The organism is Umezawaea tangerina (genome assembly GCF_003002815.1).
In the GTDB taxonomy this organism is placed as follows: Bacteria; Actinomycetota; Actinomycetes; order Mycobacteriales; family Pseudonocardiaceae; genus Umezawaea; species Umezawaea tangerina.
Map to the genome: position 1 here is coordinate 177,603 of NZ_PVTF01000013.1, position 22,106 is coordinate 199,708.

Below are 22,106 nucleotides of genomic sequence, written 5' to 3' on the forward strand. Positions count from 1 at the left end.
GCGGACGGGCCGCCGTCACAGCCTGGTGGTCACCAGGTCGTCGCGGAGCAGGGCCGCCTCCGGCAGGCCGAGGTCGGTGTACAGGGTGAGGGCGCGCCCGTAGTGGTGGCGGGCGTCGAGCGGCTCGTCGAGGGCCTGGTGGGCGCGGGCGAGGCCGGCGTGGGCACGGGCCTCCTGCTGGCGGTGGCCGACGGCGGCGGCGATGGTGCCCGCGGCGGTGTGGTGGGTGACGGCCTCGGCCGGGCTGCCCGCGGCCAACTCGGCGTCGCCGACCCCGTTGAGCGCCCACGCCTGCCCCTCGCGGTCGCCGGTCTCGCGGTGCAGGGCCAGCGCCCGCCGGTGGTTCTCGGCCCCTCGGCCGGGCCTGCCGAGGCGGGTGTCCACGGTGCCGAGGCAGTCCAGCGCGTACGCCTCGCCGGTGCGGTCGCCGGTCTGCCGGAACAGGTCGAGCGCCCGCCACTGGTGGTCGGCCGCCCGCGCGTGGTGGCCCAGGCGCAGCTGGACGACACCGAGGTTGCCCAGTGCGCGGGCCTCGTTGGCGACGTCGCCGCTTCGCCGGAACAGGTCGAGGGCCTGCCCGTGGTTGTCGGTGGCGAGCCGGTAGCGGCCCAGCCACAGGTCGACCAGGCCGAGGACGTTGAGCGCGCGGGCCCGTCCGGTCCGGTCGTCGGTGTGCCGGAACAGGTCCAGCGACCGCCGGAGGTGTTCGCCCGCCCGCGCGTACAGCCCCGACCGCAGGTGGGTCAGGCCGAGGTCGGCCAGCGCGCGGGCCTGGCCCGCGGGGTCGCCGGTGGCGCGGGCGACCCGGTGGGCGTGGCCGTGGATCGCCAGCGCGTCGGCGTGGTGCCCGCCCGCGAGGTAGCGCCACAGGGTCGCGGACAGCCGGGTCGCGTGGGTCGGCCAGCCGCGGGCCGCGGCGTGCCCGGCCACGGCGACCAGCGCCGGGCGTTCGGCGTCCAGCCAGGACAGGGCGTCCGCCCGGTCGACGAAGGCGGCCCGGTCGACGAGGGCGGCACGGGGTCGTCCGTCGTCATCGACCGGGAACGCCGTGGCGACGGCCGCGGCGGCGGTGTCCAGGTAGTGGTCGAACAGCCGGGTCAGCGCGGCGCGGTGCGCGCTGGGCGGGTCCTCGTCGTCGGCCCGGCCGACGGCGTGCGCGCGGACGAGGTCGTGGAAGGCGTAGCGGTCCGGTGCCGGGGTCCGCAGCAGGTGGTCGCCGCCGAGCCGGTGCAGCCGCCCTCGGGCCACGTCCGGCGCGGTGCCCGCGAGGGCGGCGGCCGCGGCCCCGTCGAAGTCGCGGCCGGGATGCAGCGACAGCAGCCGGAACAGCCGCCGTGCGGGCGCGGGCAGGTGCCGGTAGGACACGTCGAGGGCGAGCCCGACGGCGGAGTCCAGCCGCCGGTCCTCGTGGCGCTGGTCCAGCCGGTCGGCGTGGTCGGTCAGCGTCCAGCCGGACAGGCCGCCCATGTACCCGGCGACCAGGCCGAGCGCGAGCGGGAGGTGTCCGCACCGCCGCGCGACGCGGGCGCGCGCCTCCGGGTCGGGCCCGACGGCGATCCCCGGCGCGGCCCGCCGGAGGAACGCCTCGGCGTCCGACGGCGGGAACACGTCCAGACCGAGGTGGACGGCGCCGTCCACGCGCCTGCGGCCGGTCACCAGGGTGAGGCAGCCGGGGACGTCCGCGACCAGCGGCCGGACCTGGTCGGCGTCGGCGGCGTTGTCGAGCACCACCACCGCGTTGGTGTCCGCGAGGCGGTCGCGGTAGGCCGCCGCCCGACCCTCGGGGTCGCGCGGGAGCCGTCGGGCGGGCACGCCCAGCAGGCGCAGGAGTGCACCGAGCACGGCGTCGGGGTCGGCGGGGGAGAGGTCGGGGTCGAACCCTCGCAGGTCGACGAAGAAGACCCGCCGCCCGTCGGCGAGCAGCCGTCCGGCGTGCACGGCGAGCGCGGTCTTGCCGACGCCCGCCATGCCCGAGATGGCGACGACCCGCTGTCCGTCCAGGACCGCCCGGCGGATCCGGGCCAGCTGGTCGACCCGACCGGTGAACCAGGGGACGTCCCGCGGCAGGCCGTCCCGGACGTGGACCTGCCGCGCCGCCGCGGAGTCGTCGCCGACCACGCGCAGGGCCCGGCGCCACCGCGCCGCGTAGTCGGGGTCGGGGTGCAGCACCTCGACGACCGCGAGCACCAGATCGGTGTTCAGCCGCCGCCGTCCCGACCGGAAGCAGTCCGCCACGGTCGACTTGCCCGCGAGCTCGGCCGCCGGCCTGCCCGCCGCGGCCCAGGCGCCGTTGACGCGGTCCTTGATGGACTCGTACGAGGGGTCGCCCGCCCAGACCTTCAACCGCCGCAACGCGGTCGCGAACTCGTCCAACGAGCCGCACCCGCCGGGATCCGGCAGGTCGCCGGACTTCCACGTTGGCAACTCGGACTCACATCCCCGGACCGCTTCGACCTTCGGAGCACCGAAGGATAGCGACACCGGCTTCGGGCCGGGCCGACGTGTTCCCGCCGGCATCCGGATTCGTCCGGGATCCGGCCGTCGCGACCCGGTCGCCGCTAGCTTCCTAGCCGCCCGGTCCGCGGCCGTGAACCGCTCGCCCGGACCCCAAGCCAGTCACCACCGAACGAAGGCCGATACGTTGCTGTCCACTGGTTCCCGATCGCGCACCGCGCTCACCCTGTCCTGCGTCGCACTGGTCGGGTCTCTCCTCGCCGCCTGCGACGAGGAGTCCGAGGCCGCGCCGCCGGAGACGTCCGCCGCGTCCACCGTCGAGAAGCCGGTCTCCGGCACCGCGAAGATCACGGTCGAGGGGTACTCCGTGACCGTGGACTGCGCGGGTGAGGCCGCGGGCGGCCCGACCGTCGTGCTGCTGGCCGGGCTGGGGGACCCGCTGGAGAAGCTGGCGGACCTGCGCAAGGCGCTCGGCACCGGGAACCGCGTCTGCGCCTACGACCGGCTCGGGGAAGGCGCGAGCGACCAGCCCAAGGACCCGCAGGACGCGGAGTCCAGCGGCAAGGTCCTGACCGGTGTGCTGGCCGCGGTCGCCGGTGGCGGTCCGGTCGTGCTCGTCGGCCACTCGCTGGGCGGTCTGATCGCCGCCCGGTACGCGCCCGACCACCAGGACAAGGTCAAGGGGCTGGTCCTCCTGGACGCCACGTCGCCCACGGCCGTCGCGGACACCTCGACCCTGATCCCCGAGTCGGAGACCGGCCCGGCGGCCGAGGTGCGGGCCCAGCTGGTCGCCACGAGCAAGGGGGACAACCCCGAGAAGTTCGTCATCACCGACGGCGAGGTCCGCTCCGCCGGTGCCATCCCGGTCGAGGTCGTCGAACACGGCAAGCCGGTCTTCGCCGAGCTCCCGGTCTACGGCCCCGACCTGGACCGGCTGTGGGCCGAAGGTCAGCGCAAGTGGCTGGCGGTGTCGACCAGGGCGACGCTCACCACGGCGGCCGAGAGCACCCACTACGTCTACGTCGACCAGCCGGACGTGGCCGTGCAGGCCGTCCAGCGCGTGGTCGCCCAGGTGAAGTGACGCCTACGCGGCACCGGTGAGGTGGGCCCGCGCCGACTCGCGGAAGACGTCGACCAGCGGGTTCGGGTCGTCGACGCGGGTGGCGAGCACGACCTGGTACGGCTCGTCGTCCTCGATGGGGACGGTCGTGACGTCGTGGCGCAGGGTGCTGCGCCGGTCGCCCGCGGGCACGACCGCCACCGCCAAGCCGCTCGCGACGAGCTCGAGCTTGTCCTCGAAGCGCTCGACGGGCGGACCGGCGGGCCCGCCTTCGGGGGACCGGGGCGGGCCCCACGCGGCGGCCGTCCCGGTGCAGGAGACCAGGCCCTCGTCGACCAGGTCGCCCGCGCTGATCGACTCCTTGCCCGCCAGGCGGTGGGACGTGGGCACCAGCAGCACCCGCGGCTCGTCGTAGAGCACGGTCACCCGCAGGCGGTCGGTCGGGAACGGCAGCGGCACCCGTGCGACGAGCGCGTCCACCCGCCGCTCCGGCAGGGCCAGGGCGTCGGTCCAGTCCAGGTGGTGGGTGCGCACCAGGGCGTCGGGGTGGCGGTGGCGCAGCTCGCGCACCGCGGGGGTGATGACGAGGTCCTCGACGTACCCGATGGAGATCTCGTGCGGCGGCGCGGCGGCCCGCGCGGTGAGCGCGGCCTCGTGGGCGGCGTCGAGCAGCGCCCGCGCCCGCGGCAGGAAAACCCGGCCCGCCTCGGTGAGGCGGCTGCCCTGGGGCGTCCGGTCCAGCAGCCGGACGCCCAGCTGCTCCTCGAGCCGTTGGATCTGGCGGCTGAGCGAGGGCTGGGCGACGCGCAGCACGGCGGCCGCCCGGCCGAAGTTCAGGTGTTCCGCGACGACCGTGAAGTAGCCGACCAGCCTCAGGTCGAGGTCCGAGCCGAGCACGTGCCCCGTGGTCGGATGGGCGTCCGTCATGGTGTCGAGCCTACTCGTCCCGACCGTCATGCGCGGGGCGCATGACGGGGTGCGGAACAGGTCTTGGACAGCCGCTCCGAACCGGTCCTGAATGGGATCACCGCCTTGGTGGCGGCTGTTCGGATCACGTTTCGCAGTGGGAAAAGGGGCTCGACATGGGCAGGTACGACGGAAAGAACGTCGTGGTGACGGGAGGGAGCAGCGGGCTCGGCCTGGCGACGGCTGCGTTGCTGGTGGAAGGGGGTGCGCGGGTGCTCATCACGGGTCGCCGCCAAGAGGCGCTCGACGCCGCGGCGGAACAGCTCGGGAAGAACGCGGTAGCCGTTCGCAGCGACGCCTCCTCGCTCTCGGACATCGACGCGCTGGCCGGTCGGGTGGAAAGCGAACTGGGCTCGGTCGACGCCCTTTTCGCGAATGCGGGGATCACCGATTTCGTCCCGTTCGAGGCGATGAGCGAGAAGGTGTACGACGAGCTGTTCGAGGTGAACGCGAAAGGGCCGTACTTCACCGTCCAGAAGCTGGTCCCGCTGTTGACCTCGGGCAGCGGTGTCGTGCTCACCACGTCGGTGGCGAACGTGCTGGGCATCCCCGCGATCAGCGCCTACGCGGCCACCAAGGCGGCGCTGCGGTCGATGACCCGCGGCCTCGCCCGCGAGCTGCTGCCGAGGGGGATCCGGGTCAACGCCGTGAGCCCCGGCCCCATCGACACCGGGATCCTGGACCGGGCGATGCCCCAGGAGGCCGCCGACCGGACGAAGGCCGAGATGGCCGCGCAGAACCCGATGCTGCGCTTCGGCGACCCGGCGGAGGTCGCCAGGGCGGTCGCGTTCCTGGCGTTCGACGCCACGTTCACCACCGGCGCCGAGCTCGCCGTGGACGGCGGCGGTTCCCAGCTCTGAGCAGCGGGGTGGTGGTCGGCGTGCCGACCACCACCCCGCTCACGCCAGGCGCGTGGTGGCGTCGGTGATGGCCTGGTCCAGGATCTCCAGGCCGAGCGCCAGTTCCTCCTCCGTCGCGGTCAGCGGCGGCGCGATCCGGAACACCCCGCCCATGCCGGGCAGCTGGACGATGTTCATGTGCAGCCCCAGTTCCAGGCAGCGGCGGGTGACGGCCGCGCCCAGCTCGTCGGAGCTCTGCTTGGTCTCCCGGTCGACGACCAGCTCCAGACCCGCCAGCAGGCCGCGGCCCCGGACGTCCCCGACCACCTGGTGGCGCTCGGCGATCCGGTCCAGGCCCTCGCGCAGCACGCGGCCGAGCACGAGCGCGCGGTCGTCGAGGCGGTCGCGGGTCAGCACGTCGAGCACCGTGTTGCCGACCGCGGCGACCAGCGGGTCGGAGATGTGCGTGGTGAAGAACAGGAAGCCGCGGTCGTGCGCCTCCTGCTCGATCTCGGCGCTGGTCAGCACGGCCGCCAGCGGCAGGCCCGCGCCGAGGGTCTTCGACAGCGTCAGGATGTCCGGGACGACGCCGTCGCGCTCGAACGCGTACCAGGTCCCGGTGCGGCACAGGCCGGTCTGGGCCTCGTCGAGGATCAGCAGCATCCCGCGCTCGCGGCACTTGTCCCGCAGCGCGGCGAAGTAGCCCGGCGGCGGTTCCAGGACACCGCCCGAGGACAGGATCGGCTCGACCAGGCACGCGGCCAGGCTGCCGACGGACTGGGCGTCGACCAGCTCGAACCCGTGGTCCAGCTGGCGCCGCCAGTCCAGCGAGCCGTCGGGGTTCGTGAAGTCCGGCCGGTAGGTGTTGGGCGCGGGGATCGCGAAGCTGCCCGGCGCGGACGGCCCGTAGCCCTTGCGGCCCGCGCTGTAGGTCGCGCTCGCCGCGGCCTGCGTCATGCCGTGCCACGACCGCGCGAACGACACGACCTCGTACTTGCCGGTGACGAGCTTCGCCATCCGCAGCGCGGCCTCGTTGGACTCGGCGCCGGTGGTCAGCAGCATCGCCTTCTCCAGCGGCGCGGGCAGCGTGCCCGCCAGCCGCCGGGCCAGGTCGACCACGGGGCGGCTGAGCATCCCGCTGAACAGGTGGTCCAGCGTCCCGACCTGCCGTCGCACGGTCTCGACGATCTCGGGGTGCGAGTGGCCGAGGATCGCGCTCATCTGGCCGGAGGTGAAGTCGAGGATCCGCCGACCGTCCTCGGTGAACAGGAAGCTCCCGACGGCGCGGTCGATGATCTCGGGGGTGAACCCGCCGCCGTAGCGGACGAGGTGCCGTCGGGCGTCGGCCCAGAAGTCGGTGGACGTCGGTCCTGTGATCGCTTCGGTGATCGGTGCGGCCATACAAGCGAAGCTAGGTCGGCCCGAGCGACACGTCCATCTCACGATTCCGGGTGTGCTGTTCGGCGGAACCGCACAACAATGGCCCCATGCTCAACCCCTGGCGGCTGCGGCTGCTGAGCCAGCTGGAGATCCTGGGCACGGTCCGCGCGGTCGCCGAGGCGGCCAACCTGAGCGCGTCGACGGTGTCCCAGCAGCTCGCCGTCCTGGAGGCCGAGACCCGCACCCAGCTGCTGGAGCGCACCGGCCGCCGGGTCCGGCTCACGCCCGCCGGGCTGATGCTGGCGCGGCGGGCCAGGGCGATCCTCGACCACATCGAGACCGTCGAGGGCGAGCTGCGCGGGCTGGGCGAGGAACCGGCCGGGCTGGTCCGGGTGGGCGCGTTCCAGAGCGCGATCCACACCCTCGCCGTCCCGGCGGTCACCGCTCTGGCCCGCACCCACCCGCACATCGACGTGGAGCTGCTGGAGCTGGAGCCGCACGAGAGCATCCCGGCGCTGCGCGTGGGCGACGTGGACCTGATCATCACCACGCCCGACTTCGTCGAGCTGCCGCTGGGGCCGGACGTCGACGTGGTCCCGCTGGCGGCCGACTCGATCGTGCTGGTCGTGCCGTCCGACCACGCGGGCCGCGGGCCGATCGACCTCGCCGCGTACGCGGGCGAGCCCTGGGCGTTCGACATCCCGCAGTCCTACCTGGCCACCCTCGCCACCCGGCTGTGCCGCCAGGCCGGGTTCGAGCCGAGGGTGGTCTGCCGGTTCAGCAACTACATGCTGACGCTCCAGCACGTCGAGGCCGGGCTGTCGGTCGCGCTGCTGCCCGCGCTGGCCGTCGACCCCCGCTACCGGGTCGCCACCCGCGAGCTGGCGCCCGCCGTGACCCGCACGATCACGGCGGTGACCCGCCGCGGGGTGCGGCCGCGCGCGGCGGTCGACCTCGTGCTGGAGACCGTGCGGCGGCTGCCGGTGCCGGCCGCCGCCCCCGGTTGAGCACGGGGGCGGCGGTACCGGTCAGCTCGTGTGGTGCACCTCCGGCAGCCCGTACACCGGGGTCGGGATGCCCTCGTGGCGCGCCTTGAGCTGCAACGCCAGGTAGAGCGAGTAGTGCCGCGACTGGTGCAGGTTGCCGCCGTGGAACCACAGCGCCTCCTGCCGGGTCGGCTTCCACATGTTGCGCTGCTCGCCCTCCCACGGGCCGGGGTCCTTGGTGGTCGCCGAGCCCAGGCCCCACACCTTGCCGACGGCGTCCGCGACCTCCTGGGAGATCAGGTCGGCCGCCCAGCCGTTCATCGAGCCGTACCCGGTCGCGTACACGACCAGGTCCGCGGGCAGCTCCTCCCCGGTGGACAGCACGACCGAGTCCTCGGTGAGCCGCACGACGTCCACACCGGACCGGAGCTTGATGTCGCCGTTGGCCACCAGGTCCGAGGCGCCCACGTCGATGTAGTAGCCGGAGCCGCGGCGCAGGTACTTCATGAACAGCCCGGAGTCGTCGTCGCCGTAGTCGAGCAGGAACCCGGCCCGCTCCAGCCGGGCGTAGAACTCCGCGTCCACCTTGCGGATCTCGTCGTACACCGGGATCTGGAACTCGTGCATGATCCGGTACGGCAGCGAGGCGAACGTGAGGTCCGCCTTCTGCGTGGTCATCCCGGCGGCCACGGCCTCCTCGGAGTACAGGCCGCCCAACGCGATCCGCATCAGCGAGTCCGACCGCACGATGTGCGTCGACGTCCGCTGCACCATCGTGACGTCGACGTCGTTCTCCCACAGCGCCGCGCAGATGTCGTGCGCGGAGTTGTTCGACCCGATCACGACCGCCCGCTTGCCGCGGTAGGCGTCGGGTCCGGGGTGCGCCGAGGAGTGGTGCTGGTCGCCGCGGAACACGGCCGCGCCCTCGAACACCGGCACGTTCGCCTTGCCCGACATCCCGGTGGCGAGCACCAGCTCCTTGGGGCGCAACGTGATCTCCTCGCCGTCGCGCCGCACCACCACCGTCCACTCGTGCGCCTCGGCGTCGTAGGACGCGCTCAGCGCCTCGGTCGACGTCCAGTAGTTCAGCTCCATCACCCGCGCGTACATCTCCAGCCAGTCGCCGATCTTGTCCTTCGGCGCGAACACCGGCCAGTTCTTCGGGAAGTCCAGGTAGGGCAGGTGGTCGTACCAGACCGGGTCGTGCAGGCACAGCGACTTGTAGCGGTTGCGCCAAGCGTCACCCGCGCGGGCGGAGCGCTCCACGACGATGGTGGGCACGCCGAGCTGCCGCAGCCGCGCGCCCAGCGCGATCCCGCCCTGCCCGCCGCCGACCACCAGGGTGTGCGGCTGCGTGGTGCGCCCGAGCTGCTCGGCCTCCTCGCGGCGCTGTTCCAGCCAGGTCTTCCGGTCCGGGTTCGCCCCGTGCTCGGCGCCCTTGGGCCGCCTGCCCGCCAGCGGCTCCTCGTGCCCGATCAGCTCGTTCATCGTCGTCAGCAGCGTCCACGCCACCCCGCCGCGCAGCCGCAGGTGCCCGACGCACCGGCCGACGGACGTCTCGAACGCGATCCACGACTCCACCACGCCGTCGCCCTCGGCGGCACCGCCCAGGTCGTCGGCGATCCGGAAGTCGTGCGCCCGCACCCGTCGAGCGGTCTCCGCGACCAGGTCCCGCACGCCGTCGCGGCCCTCGACCGTGACGATGTTCCAGGTGAACGCGACCAGGTCGCGCCAGTAGCAGTCCTCGCCGAACAGCCGCGCCACGGCGTCGGCGTCGGCCGACTCCAGCGCCGACTCGAAGTCCGCCAGCCACGTCGTGGCAGTGGCGGCCGCGCCGGTCTGCTTGAGGGTCTCGGTCATGAGGCGACTCCGGTTTCTCTCGGGGGAGCGGTGGCGGCCCGGAGTCGCCGCACGGCCGGGGCCGTGGACGCGGGCAGGAGCTGGTCGGGGGTCGACGGGTGGCGCACCACGACGTCCACCCAGTCGGCGAACCGGTACGGGCGGTGCAGCAGCAGACCGCCGAGGTGGCGGCGCAGCCGGGAGATCTCGGCGCGCACGGCGAGCACGTGGTCGGGGGAGCCGAACAGGTCCTGCGACAGCTGGGCGCCGCTGCGGCCGTCGCGCGCGAACGCCAGCAGCAGCACCAGCTCCGCGTGCCGAGGGGTGAGCCGGTGCGACCACCGGCCGGACGCCGACACGACCTCGACCCGCGGTTGCCGGGGGTCGTCCAGCGCGATCTCGACACGGGTCGGCGCGGGCTCCGCGGCGTCGTCGGACAGCACGCGGACCAGCCAGCCGCCGGGCACCGGCTCCAGCCCGCAGGCGCCGTACTCCGGGATCCACACGTGGTCGCTGTCCCGTTCGGCGGGCAGCGCGATCCGCGCCACCGGCGCCACCCCGACCGCCGCGGCGACCCAGCCGTGCGGATCGGTCACCAGCACCGGGTCGCGGGTTCCGGCCAGCAGCGGCGACGCCGTCGCCCGCAGCGCGTCCAGCACCCCGTGGTGCTCCTCGCGCAGGAACGACTCCGCCATCCGCGCCGCCGCGTCCACCAGCGCGAGCGTGCTCGGGTGCACGGTCGCCGCCGCCCCGCTCACGTCGACCACTCCCAGCAGCCCGCCGTCGACCGGGTCCAGGATCGGGGCGGCGGCGCAGGTCCACGAGTGGTGCGACCTGACGAAGTGCTCGGCCGAGTAGATCTGCACCGGCCTGCCCACGGCGAGCGCGGTGCCGATCGCGTTCGTGCCGACGTGCCGCTCGCTCCAGTTCGCCCCGACCGCGAACCCCAGCCGCTCGGCGTGCCGCTGGATCTTGCGCGGCCCGTCCCGCCACAGCACCACGCCCTCGGCGTCGACCACGACCATCACGTGCCCGGCGTCCTCCGCGGCGGGCAGCAGCACGTCCCCGAGCACCGGCAGGGCCCGCGCGAGCTTCCCCCGGTGCCGCCGGTGCTCGACCTCGTCGGGGCCGACCGCCTCCGGCTGCTCCTTCCCGCGGTCCGGGTCGACCCCGAACCCGAGCGTCCGCCGCCACGACTCGCCGACCAGCGACCTCGGTGCCGCGGGCGGCCGTTCCCCGGCCAGCGCCGCGTCCCGGATCCGGCGCAGCAGGTGGGCGTACCGACCGGGGTCCTCGCCCGCGGGCACCGCGGCCTCGAACGGCCCGGCAGGCGGCACTGTGTCGTGGGTCACCCGTCGAGTGTCACCCCGCAGCGCGGCGGGCACCACGGTCGTCGTACCCCCAGGAGCCGTCGCGCCCATCGTCACCTGACCTCGTCGTCGGGTACCGGCCGTGCGGGACGACCGTGGCGCATCGGAGGGTGCCCGCGGAACCGTTGCAGCGGGGTTGCAACGGCGCTCCGGCCGTGTCCGCGGGCGGCCCGCCAGCACCGGGGTCGGACAAACGGAGGGGGTCGTCCACTTCGGCTACGCTGGGCACGTGACCACCGAGGCACCTCCCGCGGCCACCCTCCGGACCGACGCGCGGCACAACCGCGACCGCATCGTCGAGACGGCCCGCCGCCTCTTCGCCGCCAAGGGCCTCGACGTCACGCTCGCCGAGGTCGCCCGCCGGTCCGGCGTGGGCATCGCGACGCTCTACCGCCGCTTCCCCACGAAGGAGGCGCTGATCATCGAGGCGTTCACCGAGCAGTTCGCCGAGTGCGCCTCCGTGGTCCACCGGGCCCTGGACAAGCCCGACCCCTGGCAGGCCTTCTGCTCGGTGGTCGAGACGGTGTGCGCCATGCAGGCCGTGGACAAGGGCTTCGCCGCCGCCTTCGTCTCCACGTTCCCCGACGCGATCCCCCTCGACGACGAACGCCTCTACCTGGACAGCGGCTTCGACGAGCTGGTCCAGCGCGCCAAGGACGCGGGCAAGCTGCGCCCGGACTTCGACCGCAACGACCTGGCGCTCCTGCTGATGGCCAACGGCGGCATCACGGCGGAGTCCCCGGAGGCCGCCGTGGCCGCGTCCCGCCGCCTGGTCGCGTTCCTCCTGCACTCCTTCCGCGCGGACCTGGTCGACCCCGAGGTGCCGCTGCCCCCGCCCGCGCCGCTGGACCTCCGCCACCTGGTCTGCCCGCCACCCGACTGATCCGCTTCCGACTGGTGGGCCTTCCTGTGACGCGCGCCATCACGAACACGTTCGCTACGAACTTGTTCGGAACGAACATGTTCGTTATCTTCGGCCCATGGCACTTGCCCCGGAAGGACCGCGCAGCCGTCGCGACCGCCCGGCGAAGCCCGCGCTCTCCCGCGCAGGCATCGTCGCCCTCGCCGTCGACCTGGTGCGGGCCGAAGGCCTGAAGCGGGTCACGATGCGCAGGCTGGCGCAGGAGCTCGACACGGGCGCGGCCTCGCTCTACGTCTACGTCCGCAACACCGCCGAGCTGCACGCGGCGGTGCTCGACGAGCTGATCGGGTCGGTCGACCTCTCGCCGGTCACGGCCGAGGGCGACTGGCGCGACCGGCTGGCGCAGGTCGTCACCTCCTACACCTGGCTGCTCTTCCGGCACCCCGGCCTCGCCCAGTCCGCACTGGTGGCCCGGCCGTCGGGGGACAACTACCTCGCCCTCATCGAGGGTCTGCTCGCGCTGTTCGAGCAGGGTGGTGTCCCGTCGGGACAGGCGGCATGGGGTGTCGACGTGCTGATGCTGCACTCCACCGCGAGTGCCGCCGAGCACGCCTCCGAGGACAAGGACGAGGCCGCGGACGCGAGTGCCTGGGAGACGCTCACCAGCAAGGTGCTCGGTGCTTCCGCCGAGACCCACCCGCACGTCGCCGCCGTCGGCGCCGACCTGCTCTCCGGCCCGCCCACGGCGCGCCGCGACTGGATCCTGCGCGCGCTGGTCAACGGCATCGCGACCACGCCCAGGACCGCGACCGACCCCCACTGACGGAGGACCAGACATGTCCGCACACCACCCGATCACGATCGTCGGTGCGGGACTCGGCGGCCTGACGCTCGCCAGGATCCTGCACCTCAACGGCGTCGAGGCCGCCGTGTACGACCTCGACGCCTCGCCCACCGCCCGTTCGCAGGGCGGCATGCTCGACATCCACGAGGACACCGGTCAGGTGGCGCTGCGCGCGGCAGGCCTGGTCGACGAGTTCCGGGCCGCGATCCACGCGGGCGGCGAGGCGACCCGCGTGCTGGACCGCTCGGCCACCGTCCTGGTCGACGAGGGCGAGGACGGCGACGACCGGGGCAGGCCCGAGGTCAACCGCCGGGCGCTGCGCGACATCCTGCTCGCCTCGCTGCCCGACGGCGTGATCCGCTGGGGCGCCAAGGTCACCGGCGTCCGCGCGCTGTCCGACGGCCGCCACGAGGTGGCGTTCGCCGACGGCTCGACCGTCACCACGGACCTGCTCGTGGGCGCCGACGGCGCCTGGTCGAAGGTGCGGGCGCTGCTCACCGACGCCACCCCGGTCTACTCGGGACTGTCCTTCGTGGAGGCGAACCTGGACGACGCGGACGTCCGCCACCCCGGTGCCGCCGAGGTCGTCGGCTCCGGGATGCTGTTCGCCCTGGGCGAGGACAAGGGGTTCCTCGGCCACCGCGACCCCGACGGCGGCCTGCACGTCTACTGCGCGCTGCGCACGCCGGAGGGCTGGTCGGCCGACTTCGTCGACTCCCCGGAGGCCAGGATCGCGCTCCTGGACCACTTCGAGGACTGGGACGACCGGCTGCGCTCGCTGGTCACCGACGCCGACGGCACGCTGGTGGCGCGGCCCGTGCACGCCCTGCCGGTCGGGACGAGGTGGGACCGCGCGCCGGGCGTGACGCTGATCGGCGACGCCGCGCACCTGATGTCCCCGTTCGCCGGGGAGGGCGCGAACCTCGCCCTGTTCGACGCGAGCGAGCTCGCCGCCGCGCTCGTCGAGCACTCCGACGACGTGGAGAAGGCGCTGGCGGCCTACGAGGAGTCGATGTTCCCGCGCGCCGCGCGGTCCGCGCAGGAGTCGGTCGAGGGCCTGGACCTCTGCTTCCGGGCCGACGCCCCGCACGGCCTCGTGGCCGCCTTCCAGGGGATGGGGCAGCGGTGACCGACGTGCTCGTGCTCCACGACGACCTCGCGCTGACCGTCACCGAGACCGGCGAGGGCAGGCCGTTCCTCGTGCTGCACGGCGGTTCCGGTCCCGACAGCATGACCCCGGTGGTCGAGCACTACGCCTCGACGCACCACGTCCTGGCGCCCGTGCACCCCGGCTGGGACGACACCCCGCGGCCGGACTGGTTCAGCGGCGTCGACGACCTCGCGACGACCTACCTGGACCTGCTGGAGGACCGGGGGCTGGCCGACGTCGTCGTCCTCGGCTGCTCCTTCGGCGGCTGGGTCGCCGCCGAGATGGCGGTCCGCGACCGCGCCCGGCGCATCGGCCACCTGGTGCTGGTGGACGCCGTCGGCCCCGAGGTCCCCGGCATCGCGGTACGCGTCCCCGGCGGTCGGCCGCCCGGAGCGGGCGGCCCTCCCGGTGGTGGCCCGCCGGGTGGTGGCCCCTCGGCCGCCGCCATGGCCGCGGTGCGCGCCTACGGAGGGCCGACGATGTCGGACCCGAAGCTGCTGCGCAGGCTCGCCCGTGTGCACACGCCGACGCTGGTCGTGTGGGGCGAGGACGACCTCGTCGTCAGCCCCGACTTCGGCCGGGCGTACGCGGCCGCGTTCCCCGACGCCCGTTTCGAGCTCATCCCCGGCGCGGGCCACGTGCCCACGCGGGAGGAGCCGGAGGCCACCCTCGCCGCCATCGACACCTTCCTCACCGCGGAGACCCCATGACCACGATCGCCGTAGTCCTCGCCAGCACCCGCCCCGGCCGCAACGGCGAGGCCGTCGCCCGCTGGGTGCTCGACCGGGCGCGGACCCGCACCGACGCCGAGTTCGGGCTGGTGGACCTCGCCGAGGTCGACCTCCCGCAGGTGGACGAGCCGGTGCCGCCGATGGCGGGGCGCTACACCCACGGGCACACCAGGCGGTGGGCGGAGACCGTCGCCGGGTACGACGGGTACGTGTTCGTCACGCCGGAGTACAACCACGCGGTGCCCGGAGCGCTGAAGAACGCCCTCGACCGCGTCTACCGCGAGTGGAACAACAAGGCCGCGGCCTTCGTGTCCTACGGGCACTCCGGCGGTGTCCGCGCGGTCGAGCAGCTGCGCCAGGTCATGGGTTCGCTCCAGGTCGCCGACGTCAGCGCTCAGGTCGAGCTGACCTTCGCGGCCGACTTCGCGAACCGGGGCGAGTTCGCCCCGGCCGAGCGCCAGGCGGCCGCGCTCGCGACGACCCTGGACCAGCTGGTCGCGTGGAGCAAGGCGCTCGCCCCGTTGCGCGCCGGGGTCGCCGGATAATTCGGATGCGCCTTTCCGGTGCCGTGCGCGAGAATGGATCAGGTCCGACACCCCGCGTTTCCTCCGACTGAGAGGGGGGTTGATGTCCGATCCCGTCACCGTCAACATGCACTGGATGCTGACGCACAAGAGCCGGTCCCAGATCCGGGCCGAGGAGGAGTCGGCAGGCCGGTTGGCCGCTGCTTTGGCCGGGTGCCTCAAGCGTACCCGCAGTGCTCTGAGCAGGGCATTCTTCGAGCAGTAACACCGTCGACCGCTGCCTGGGGGCGTCGGCTGGTCGCATTCCGGTCGTTCTCCGGAATGCGGGTTCCCGAAATTGGTTCGCGCACTCGCCACGAGGTGCGCTATGAGGCGTGCGGCGGGGAGAATTCCACATCTCCCCGCCGCACGCGTTTTCCGGGAATCGTCAGGCCGCGAACGGCGCGCGGTCGATTCCGCACGTCGTGCCGACCGCGGGCAGGGTGCCCGAGATCAGGTACTCGCGCTTCGCGCGCTCGGCGCACGCGGAGTGCACCAGCATCGTGCTGTGGCCGGACCCCTCGACCGTGAGCACGCGGGTGCGGGCCAGCTCGGCCGCGCCGTCGAGCGCGCCGTGCAGCGGCGTCGACGGGTCGTACCGGTTGTTGATCACCAGGATCGTGGCGGACGTGACCTTGTCCCACGGGCCGGTGTACCGGTCGGCGTCGGCACGCCGCCAGGTGGCGCACGCCATCATGTCGAACACCGCGATGCGCCCCCAGTACGGCACGCGCTGGTCCTCGGAGGCGCCGTACTGCGTGTAGGCCGACTGCGTGCGCGGGAAGGTGCTGTCCGCGCACTGGATCGCGTTGAACGCCTCGGTGCGGTTGCTGGTGTACGGCTCGCCCGCCACCAGCGTCCGCGCGGCGGGCGCGGTGTAGAGCGCCTGCAGCGTGCTCGCGGTGTCCTTCCACACCTCGGGCGTGGCCAGGTCGCCGTTCACCCTGGCGATCAGCGCGGTGTAGTCGTAGGTCTCGCCGTCCACGGTGATCGGCGCGGCCTTGACCCGTGCCACCAGCGCGGCCCACTTGGCGTTCAGGTCGCCGCCCGCGAACGCGCAGTCCGCACCTGGCGCGGCGCACTGCCGCAGGAACGAGGCGAACGTCTCCGCGGCACCGCGCGGCACGTCCTGCCGGGTGTCCAGCGGCACCGCGGTGCCCTGGTCGCCGTGGCCGGTGGCGTTGCCCTCGAAGTCCATCGAGCCGTCGAACGCCATGGCGCGCACCCGGTTCGGGTACAGGTTTGCGTACACCGCGCCGAGGTGCGTGCCGTAGGAGATGCCGTGGTAGGTCAGCTTCGCGTCACCGACCGCGCGCCGCAGCAGGTCCAGGTCCCGTGCGGTGTTGGCGGTCGACACGTGCTCCAGCAGCGCGCCGCTCTTCTCCGAGCAGCGCCGGGCCAGCTCGTCGTACCCGGCGTAGAAGGCGGGCTCGTCCGCGGCGGTCGCCGGGAAGTCCCGGAGCCCGCCGAGGAACGCCTGCTGCTCGGCCACGCTGTCGAAGCACCGCACCGTCGCGCTGGCGCCGATGCCCCTGGGGTCCCAGGACACCAGGTCGAAGCGGGCCCGCAGCTCGGCCGAGAACAGCCACGGCCACTGGCCGCGTTCCCGCAGCCTTTGCAGACCGGACGCGCCGGGTCCGCCGAAGTTCACGAACAGCGTGCCGATCCGGTGGGCCTGGTCGGTCGCGGGGAGCTTGATGAGGGCGAGGGAGGTCTGCGTGCCCGTCGGCTGGTCGTAGTCCAGCGGCACCCCGGCCGTGGAGCACTGGAATCCGCCCGCGCAGTCGGTCCAGGACAGGACCGGGGTGGGGACCTGATCGGTTCCGGCGACCGCTTGGGGCGTCGCGGTGAGCAGTGAGCACACCACACCCGCCACGGCGGCGAGAACCGTCCATCGAGTTGTCTTCACCGCGCGGATACGCCGCGGTGCCGCGATCGGTTGCCTTGATCATCCGAGGGACTTCGGTGGTCCGCACCGATGCGGACCACCCCCTGGAGTCGTTCGCCCGAGCCGGGTGGAAAGCCCCGCTTCAGGCGAGGTGGGCGCCCAGCCCGGTCGAACCGGGCACCACGTCCGGCCGCAGCACGAGGTTCCCGTCGTAGTCCCCGCCCCGCCGCGTCCGGTACGGGATCGGCTCGGTCGTCGGCATCGCGAGCAGGCGCTCGCGCAGCGCGTCGGCCGCGTGCCCGCCCTCCTCGGGGGTGAACCGGTCGGCCCCGTGGACCACGACGGGCGGAAGCACCCGCGCACCCGCGTAGAACAGCGTGCCGTGCTGCAACGGGAACAGCAGCTCCTCGACGGCACCGTGGATGCCCCTCCCGCCGTAGGACCAGGCCGGACCGCCCGTCGTCACCACGACCAGCGCGCGCTTGCCCGCGAGGAACCCGTCCCCGTACCCGAGCCACTGCCCGCCGGGGCCGCGCAGTCCGTAGGCGTAACCCCGGTGCCAGACCCGGTCGAACCAGCCCTTGAGGATGGCGGGCATCCCGAACCACCACATCGGGAACTGCACGACGATCGTGTCCGCCCGGTCGATCTTCTCCTGCTCGGCCCGGATGTCGGCGCTCAGCGCGCCGCTGTCGAGGGCCCGCTCCGCCGCGGGGGCGACCTGGAACCGCTCCGCGGCGTCGTGGGCGTAGTCGGCGATGTCGACGACGGGGTTCCAGCCCATCGCGTGGAGGTCGGACACCTCGACTTCGTGACCGGCGGCACGAAGTGCGCGCAGGCCCTCTTCGGCGAGGAAACCGTTCAGCGAGCGGGGTTCGGGGTGGGCGGTGATCCACAGGACGTCCATGCCGTCCATCGTGGAACGGCCGGGCCGCCGCGACGACCGGCCCGAACGCCAACATGTGCGAGGATCGGGCCATGTCCGCGTTCGCAGACGACGGCCGCCACCGCGTGGCCGTCCTGGTCCGGGACGGGGTGCTCCCCTTCGAACTGGCCATCGTCCACCGGATCTTCGGCCAGGCCCGCGCACCAGGGGGCGCCGCGCTCTACGAGGTCGTGACCTGCGCCCCCGTGCCCGGCCCGATCCACACGGACGCCGATTTCACCATCGCCGTCACCCACGGGCCCGAAGCGCTGGCCGAGGCGGACACGGTCGTCGTGCCCGGCTCGGAGGCCGACCACGACCCGGCGGACGGGCCGCTCGAACCACCGCTGGCCGCCGCACTGGCGAACATCCGGCCGGGGACCCGGATCGCCTCGATCTGCACGGGATCGTTCGTGCTGGCCGCGGCGGGCCTGCTGGCGGGTCGGAGGGCGACCACGCACTGGCGCTCGTCCGCGCGGAACCGGGAGCGCTTCCCGGACGTCGAGTTCGACCTCGACGTCCTCTACACCGACGACGACGGCGTCCTCACCTCGGCCGGCGCGGCGGCGGGCATCGACCTGTGCCTGCACATCGTCCGCACCGACCACGGTGCCGCGGTCGCCAACGAGGTGGCCCGCGGCACCGTGGTCCCGCCGCACCGCGACGGCGGGCAGGCCCAGTACGTCAACCAGCCGGTGCCGGATCCGCGGACCACCTCGACGCGACGGGCGCGCGAGTGGGCCCTGGAGAACCTGCACCGGCCCGTGACGCTCCGGGAGCTGGCGGCCCGCGAGTCGACGAGCACGCGGACGTTCACCCGGCGCTTCCGCGACGAGATCGGGACCTCACCGGGGCGGTGGCTCGTCCGGCAGCGCGTGGAACGGGCGTGCGCCCTCCTCGAGCGCACCGACCTGCCCGTCGAGGCCGTCGCCACCGCCGCCGGGTTCGGCACCGCGGGGTCGATGCGGTTGCACCTGCAGTCCGTGCTGGGGGTCTCGCCCAGCGCCTACCGCGCCACGTTCCGCGGCCGGTCGGCGGGCTCGTGACGACACCGCCGCACCCGTGCGCGGTGCGTCGGCTCAGTTCTCCTTGAGCCAGTCGGCGAACCCGGTCGTGCCGAGCAGCGCGCCGTCGCCGGGGACGAGGGTGCGCTCCTCCAGCGGGGCGCCGAAGTACCCGGCGTCGGGGTCCGCGACCACCTCGCGCGGGTCGTGCCGGGCGGCCAGGCCGTCGCGGACGAAGTCGTCGAGCCGGAACACCTCCGGCCCGGCGATCTCGACCACGCCGTCGAGCGGGGCACCGACGGCGACCCGGCCCAGCGCCGCGGCGACGTCGGCGCCCGCCATGGGCTGGACCAGCACGGGGGAGAGCCTGACCTCGTTCCCGACCGTGCCGACCCCGGCGATGCTCCCGACGAACTCGAAGAACTGGGTGGCGCGCACGATCGAGAACGGGATCCCCGCCGTCCTGATGATCTCCTCCTGTGCCGCCTTGGCCCGGAAGTAACCGCTTTCCGGCCACCGGCCCGTGCCCACCACCGACAGCGCCACGTGGTGGCCGACGCCCGCCGCCGCCTCGGCGTCGAGGAGGTTGCGGGTCGATGTCCGGAAGAACTCCAGCACGGCCGCGTCCTCGAAGGACGGCGAGTTCGACACGTCCACCACCACCGACGCCCCGTCCAGCACCTCGGCCAGCCCCGCCCCGGTCAGCGTGTCCACTCCGGAGCTGGGGGAGGCGGCCACCACCTCGTGCCCCTGGCCGTCCAGCCCGGCGACGAGCTTCGACCCGATGAGCCCGGTGCCGCCGATGACCACGATCTTCATGATGTCCTCCGCCTGTGTGCGATCCGATCACCAGGTATGACCGGACAGCCCTCAGATCTGTGACACGGCCGCCGAGATCGCGCGGAGCTTCGCCGGGTTCATCACCCACAGCAGCCGGTCGACACCGTCGGCGGACGCGTCGAGGGTCACCAGGGCGACCGCGTCGCCGTCCCGCGCGACCAGCACGGACGCCTGCCCGTTGGTCTCGACCGGGGTGAGCGCGGTGTCCGTCCAGAAAGTCCGCGCGAACGCGGCGACGAACCGCGACACGTGCGTGCGGCCGACCACCGGGATCCGCGACGCCCGCACGGCACCGCCGCCGTCGGACCAGCTCACGACGTCCGCGGCCAGGATCTCCTCCAACGCGGCGAGGTCGCCCTTCCTGGCCGCCGCGAGGAACGCCGTCAGCAGCCGCCGCTGCTCGGCCGACCCCACGGACTCCCGCCGCCCCGCGGTGACGTGCCTGCGCGCCCGGCTGACCAGCTGGCGGGCGTTGGCGTCCTTGACCTGGAGGACGCCCGCGATCTCGGGGTAGGAGTAGTCGAAGGCCTCCCGCAGCACGTAGGCCGCGCGCTCGGTCGGGGTGAGCCGCTCCAGCAGCACCAGGATCGCGAGCTCCAGCGCCTCGCCCCGTTCGGCGCCGAGCGCGGGGTCGGCCGAGGTGTCCACCGGTTCGGGCAGCCACGGCCCGACGTAGGTCTCGCGGCGCGCGCGGGCGGACTGGGCGGCGTTGATGGCCAGCCGGGTCGTCGTCGTGGACAGGAACGCGGGCGGGTTCAGCACGGCGGCGCGGTCGCAGGCCTGCCACCGCAACCACGCGTCCTGCACGACGTCCTCCGCCTCCGCGACGCTGCCGAGCATCCGGTAGGCGATGCCGAACAGCCGCGGCCGGACCCCGTTGAACACCGCGGCGGCGAGGAAGAGATCGGTGTCTGGTCCGGTGGGCACGTCCGCCACCCTAGTGACGCGGACGCCGCTACCCGGTTCCCGTCGGGTGGTTTCCGGTGCGACTCAACCCCGGAGGGGGTCGGCTCCGTTGACCAGGTGTGGCCGCACGACGCCGGAGGTCCGCTTGAAGCGCTCGGACGAAGCCGAGTACCGCGACTACGTGACGACCAGGATGGACCCGTTGCGGCGCACGGCCTACCTCCTGTGCCGCGACTGGCACCTGGCCGACGACCTGGTGTCGATCAGCATCACCAAGCTGTACCGGCACTGGCCGCGCGCGAAGGGCATGGAGCACCTGGACGCCTACGTGCGGCGCATCCTGTTCCGCACCTGGCTGGACGAGAAGGAGCGGCCGTGGCGGCGGGAGGAGCCCGCCGAGGACGTGCCCGAGGGGACGACGACCCCCGCCATGGGCGTCGAGGACCGCGACGGGCTGCTGGACCTGCTCGCCGCGCTGCCGCCGCGCCAGCGTGCGACCGTCGTGCTGCGCGTCTACTGCGACCTCTCGGTGGAGGCCACCGCCGAGGTCCTCGGCTGCTCCACCGGCACGGTGAAGAGCCACACCGCGCGAGGGCTGGACGCCCTGCGGGCACGGGCCGCCGGGGCCCGTGCCGCCGACTGAGGGAGCGGGGATGGACAAGACGCTGTTCGACGAGGCCATCGGGACGGTGCCCCCGTCCACCGTGGACGTGGAGGGCATCATCGCCCGGCAGCGCCGCGCGGAGCGGTTCCGGCTGTCGGCCCACCCGTGGGCCGCCGCGGCGGGTCTCGCCGTCGTCGCGGTCGGCGCCGCCGCCGTGCTGGCGCCGGGCGGCACGACCGACGCAGGTGGCGGTCCGCCGGGCGGGTGCGGGAGCCTGCTGCCGACCGCGCCCCCGCTCGCCGAGGACGAGACGGCCGTGTCGGCCCGGCTGTCCCGCGTGTTCGCCAAGGCGGTGGAGGGGATGGTGCCGCTCGGCAGCACCGGGTTCGGCCCGACCTCGGCGGCCGACTACCCCGTGGGGACCCGGCACCGGCCGTTCGAGTTCTACCACGCCTTCTCGCCCATCGCGGACGACGACCAGGGCGGCTGCAGCGGCGGTGAGGACCACTTCGCGGGCGGGGCCGCCCTGAGCGGCAAGGTGGTGAACGGCAACGTCACCGCGGTCGTCAGCAGGCTCGGCGGCCACGCCACCCCGATGGCGGAGTGCGCCGCCGGGTCGGTGGAGCTGACCGGGTGCGAGCGGAGCACGCGGTCGGACGGCACCGTCGTCGTGGTCACCACGATCGCGGGCGCCACCGGTGTGCGCACCTTCCGCGCGGACGTGACGAAGCCCGACGGGACCGGCGTCATCGTGCAGGCGGCCAACGTCACGACCGACGGCAAGTCCGCCGGGGCGCCCGAGGCCGCCGAGCCGCCGCTCACCCACGACCAGCTGGTGCGGGTGGCCCTCGACCCCGGGATGACCCTCTACCCCTGAGCCCGCCGGGTGGTCCGG

The 22,106-nt window shown here is 73.8% G+C and carries 20 protein-coding genes; 11 read left to right on the forward strand and 9 right to left on the reverse strand.

The window, feature by feature from the left end; all coding sequences use genetic code 11:
- Positions 1-15: 15 nt before the first annotated feature.
- Positions 16-2,424 (reverse strand): ATP-binding protein, encoded by a 2,409-nt coding sequence (locus CLV43_RS36395; protein WP_245887225.1) that lies wholly within the window; start codon positions 2,422-2,424, stop codon positions 16-18.
- A 217-nt stretch (positions 2,425-2,641) separates the two neighbouring features.
- On the opposite strand from CLV43_RS36395, the gene CLV43_RS36400 reads away from it, so the two are divergent.
- Entirely contained in the window at positions 2,642-3,535 is an 894-nt protein-coding gene (locus CLV43_RS36400) for an alpha/beta fold hydrolase (RefSeq protein ID WP_245887226.1), read from the forward strand.
- Positions 3,536-3,538: 3 nt separating this feature from the next.
- Here CLV43_RS36400 and CLV43_RS36405 read toward each other — a convergent pair whose 3' ends face one another.
- Positions 3,539-4,441 carry a LysR family transcriptional regulator gene (locus CLV43_RS36405; protein WP_106193290.1) on the reverse strand — a complete coding sequence of 301 codons (903 nt, stop codon included), beginning with the start codon at positions 4,439-4,441 and terminating at the stop codon, positions 3,539-3,541.
- Positions 4,442-4,596: 155 nt separating this feature from the next.
- On the opposite strand from CLV43_RS36405, the gene CLV43_RS36410 reads away from it, so the two are divergent.
- Positions 4,597-5,340: an SDR family oxidoreductase gene (locus CLV43_RS36410; RefSeq protein ID WP_106193292.1), complete on the forward strand. Its 744-nt coding sequence runs from the start codon at positions 4,597-4,599 to the stop codon at positions 5,338-5,340.
- 39 nt (positions 5,341-5,379) lie between these two features.
- On the opposite strand, the gene CLV43_RS36415 is transcribed toward CLV43_RS36410, so the two are convergent.
- Positions 5,380-6,720, reverse strand: coding sequence for an aspartate aminotransferase family protein (locus CLV43_RS36415; protein ID WP_106193293.1), 1,341 nt, complete (start codon positions 6,718-6,720; stop codon positions 5,380-5,382).
- Between the two features lie 86 nt (positions 6,721-6,806).
- Between CLV43_RS36415 and CLV43_RS36420 the strand changes: the two genes are divergently transcribed.
- Entirely contained in the window at positions 6,807-7,706 is a 900-nt protein-coding gene (locus tag CLV43_RS36420) for a LysR family transcriptional regulator (protein ID WP_106193295.1), read from the forward strand.
- Positions 7,707-7,727: 21 nt separating this feature from the next.
- Here the strand turns inward: CLV43_RS36420 and CLV43_RS36425 are convergent, their stop codons facing one another.
- Entirely contained in the window at positions 7,728-9,545 is a 1,818-nt protein-coding gene (locus CLV43_RS36425) for an NAD(P)/FAD-dependent oxidoreductase (RefSeq protein WP_106193296.1), read from the reverse strand.
- Complete coding sequence (locus tag CLV43_RS36430; protein WP_245887227.1) at positions 9,542-10,876, reverse strand: GAF domain-containing protein; 1,335 nt, start codon at positions 10,874-10,876, stop codon at positions 9,542-9,544. The genes CLV43_RS36425 and CLV43_RS36430 overlap by 4 nt, the downstream gene beginning before the upstream one ends.
- Before the next feature lie 247 nt (positions 10,877-11,123).
- Between CLV43_RS36430 and CLV43_RS36435 the strand changes: the two genes are divergently transcribed.
- The 5 genes from CLV43_RS36435 (at position 11,124) to CLV43_RS36455 (ending at position 15,026) form a co-directional block, all read left to right on the forward strand.
- Positions 11,124-11,777 carry a TetR/AcrR family transcriptional regulator gene (locus tag CLV43_RS36435; protein WP_106193297.1) on the forward strand — a complete coding sequence of 218 codons (654 nt, stop codon included), beginning with the start codon at positions 11,124-11,126 and terminating at the stop codon, positions 11,775-11,777.
- 97 nt (positions 11,778-11,874) lie between these two features.
- Entirely contained in the window at positions 11,875-12,579 is a 705-nt protein-coding gene (locus CLV43_RS36440; RefSeq protein ID WP_106193298.1) for a TetR/AcrR family transcriptional regulator, read from the forward strand.
- A gap of 13 nt (positions 12,580-12,592) precedes the next feature.
- Positions 12,593-13,729, forward strand: a complete 1,137-nt coding sequence (locus CLV43_RS36445; protein ID WP_106193300.1) for an FAD-dependent oxidoreductase — start codon at positions 12,593-12,595, stop codon at positions 13,727-13,729.
- Positions 13,726-14,460, forward strand: coding sequence for an alpha/beta fold hydrolase (locus CLV43_RS36450; RefSeq protein ID WP_106193302.1), 735 nt, complete (start codon positions 13,726-13,728; stop codon positions 14,458-14,460). Before CLV43_RS36445 ends, CLV43_RS36450 begins: the two co-directional genes overlap by 4 nt.
- Positions 14,457-15,026, forward strand: coding sequence for an NADPH-dependent FMN reductase (locus CLV43_RS36455; protein WP_106193303.1), 570 nt, complete (start codon positions 14,457-14,459; stop codon positions 15,024-15,026). Before CLV43_RS36450 ends, CLV43_RS36455 begins: the two co-directional genes overlap by 4 nt.
- Before the next feature lie 406 nt (positions 15,027-15,432).
- On the opposite strand, the gene CLV43_RS36460 is transcribed toward CLV43_RS36455, so the two are convergent.
- Together CLV43_RS36460 and CLV43_RS36465 are read right to left on the reverse strand one after the other, a co-directional pair.
- The gene (locus tag CLV43_RS36460) at positions 15,433-16,953 is read right to left on the reverse strand and encodes an alpha/beta hydrolase (RefSeq protein WP_106193305.1); all 1,521 of its coding nucleotides are present in this window, start codon (positions 16,951-16,953) and stop codon (positions 15,433-15,435) included.
- A gap of 121 nt (positions 16,954-17,074) precedes the next feature.
- Positions 17,075-17,839, reverse strand: coding sequence for an NAD(P)H-dependent oxidoreductase (locus CLV43_RS36465; protein ID WP_106193485.1), 765 nt, complete (start codon positions 17,837-17,839; stop codon positions 17,075-17,077).
- 71 nt (positions 17,840-17,910) lie between these two features.
- Between CLV43_RS36465 and CLV43_RS36470 the strand changes: the two genes are divergently transcribed.
- Positions 17,911-18,903 carry a GlxA family transcriptional regulator gene (locus tag CLV43_RS36470; protein ID WP_106193307.1) on the forward strand — a complete coding sequence of 331 codons (993 nt, stop codon included), beginning with the start codon at positions 17,911-17,913 and terminating at the stop codon, positions 18,901-18,903.
- 33 nt (positions 18,904-18,936) lie between these two features.
- On the opposite strand, the gene CLV43_RS36475 is transcribed toward CLV43_RS36470, so the two are convergent.
- The gene (locus CLV43_RS36475) at positions 18,937-19,680 is read right to left on the reverse strand and encodes an SDR family oxidoreductase (RefSeq protein ID WP_106193308.1); all 744 of its coding nucleotides are present in this window, start codon (positions 19,678-19,680) and stop codon (positions 18,937-18,939) included.
- Between the two features lie 51 nt (positions 19,681-19,731).
- The gene (locus CLV43_RS36480) at positions 19,732-20,628 is read right to left on the reverse strand and encodes an RNA polymerase sigma-70 factor (RefSeq protein ID WP_211304717.1); all 897 of its coding nucleotides are present in this window, start codon (positions 20,626-20,628) and stop codon (positions 19,732-19,734) included.
- Between the two features lie 124 nt (positions 20,629-20,752).
- Here CLV43_RS36480 and CLV43_RS36485 point away from each other — a divergent pair, with 124 nt between their 5' ends.
- The gene (locus CLV43_RS36485) at positions 20,753-21,250 is read left to right on the forward strand and encodes a SigE family RNA polymerase sigma factor (RefSeq protein ID WP_106193311.1); all 498 of its coding nucleotides are present in this window, start codon (positions 20,753-20,755) and stop codon (positions 21,248-21,250) included.
- Positions 21,251-21,260: 10 nt separating this feature from the next.
- The gene (locus CLV43_RS36490) at positions 21,261-22,088 is read left to right on the forward strand and encodes a hypothetical protein (RefSeq protein WP_106193313.1); all 828 of its coding nucleotides are present in this window, start codon (positions 21,261-21,263) and stop codon (positions 22,086-22,088) included.
- The last annotated feature ends 18 nt before the right edge of the window (positions 22,089-22,106 follow it).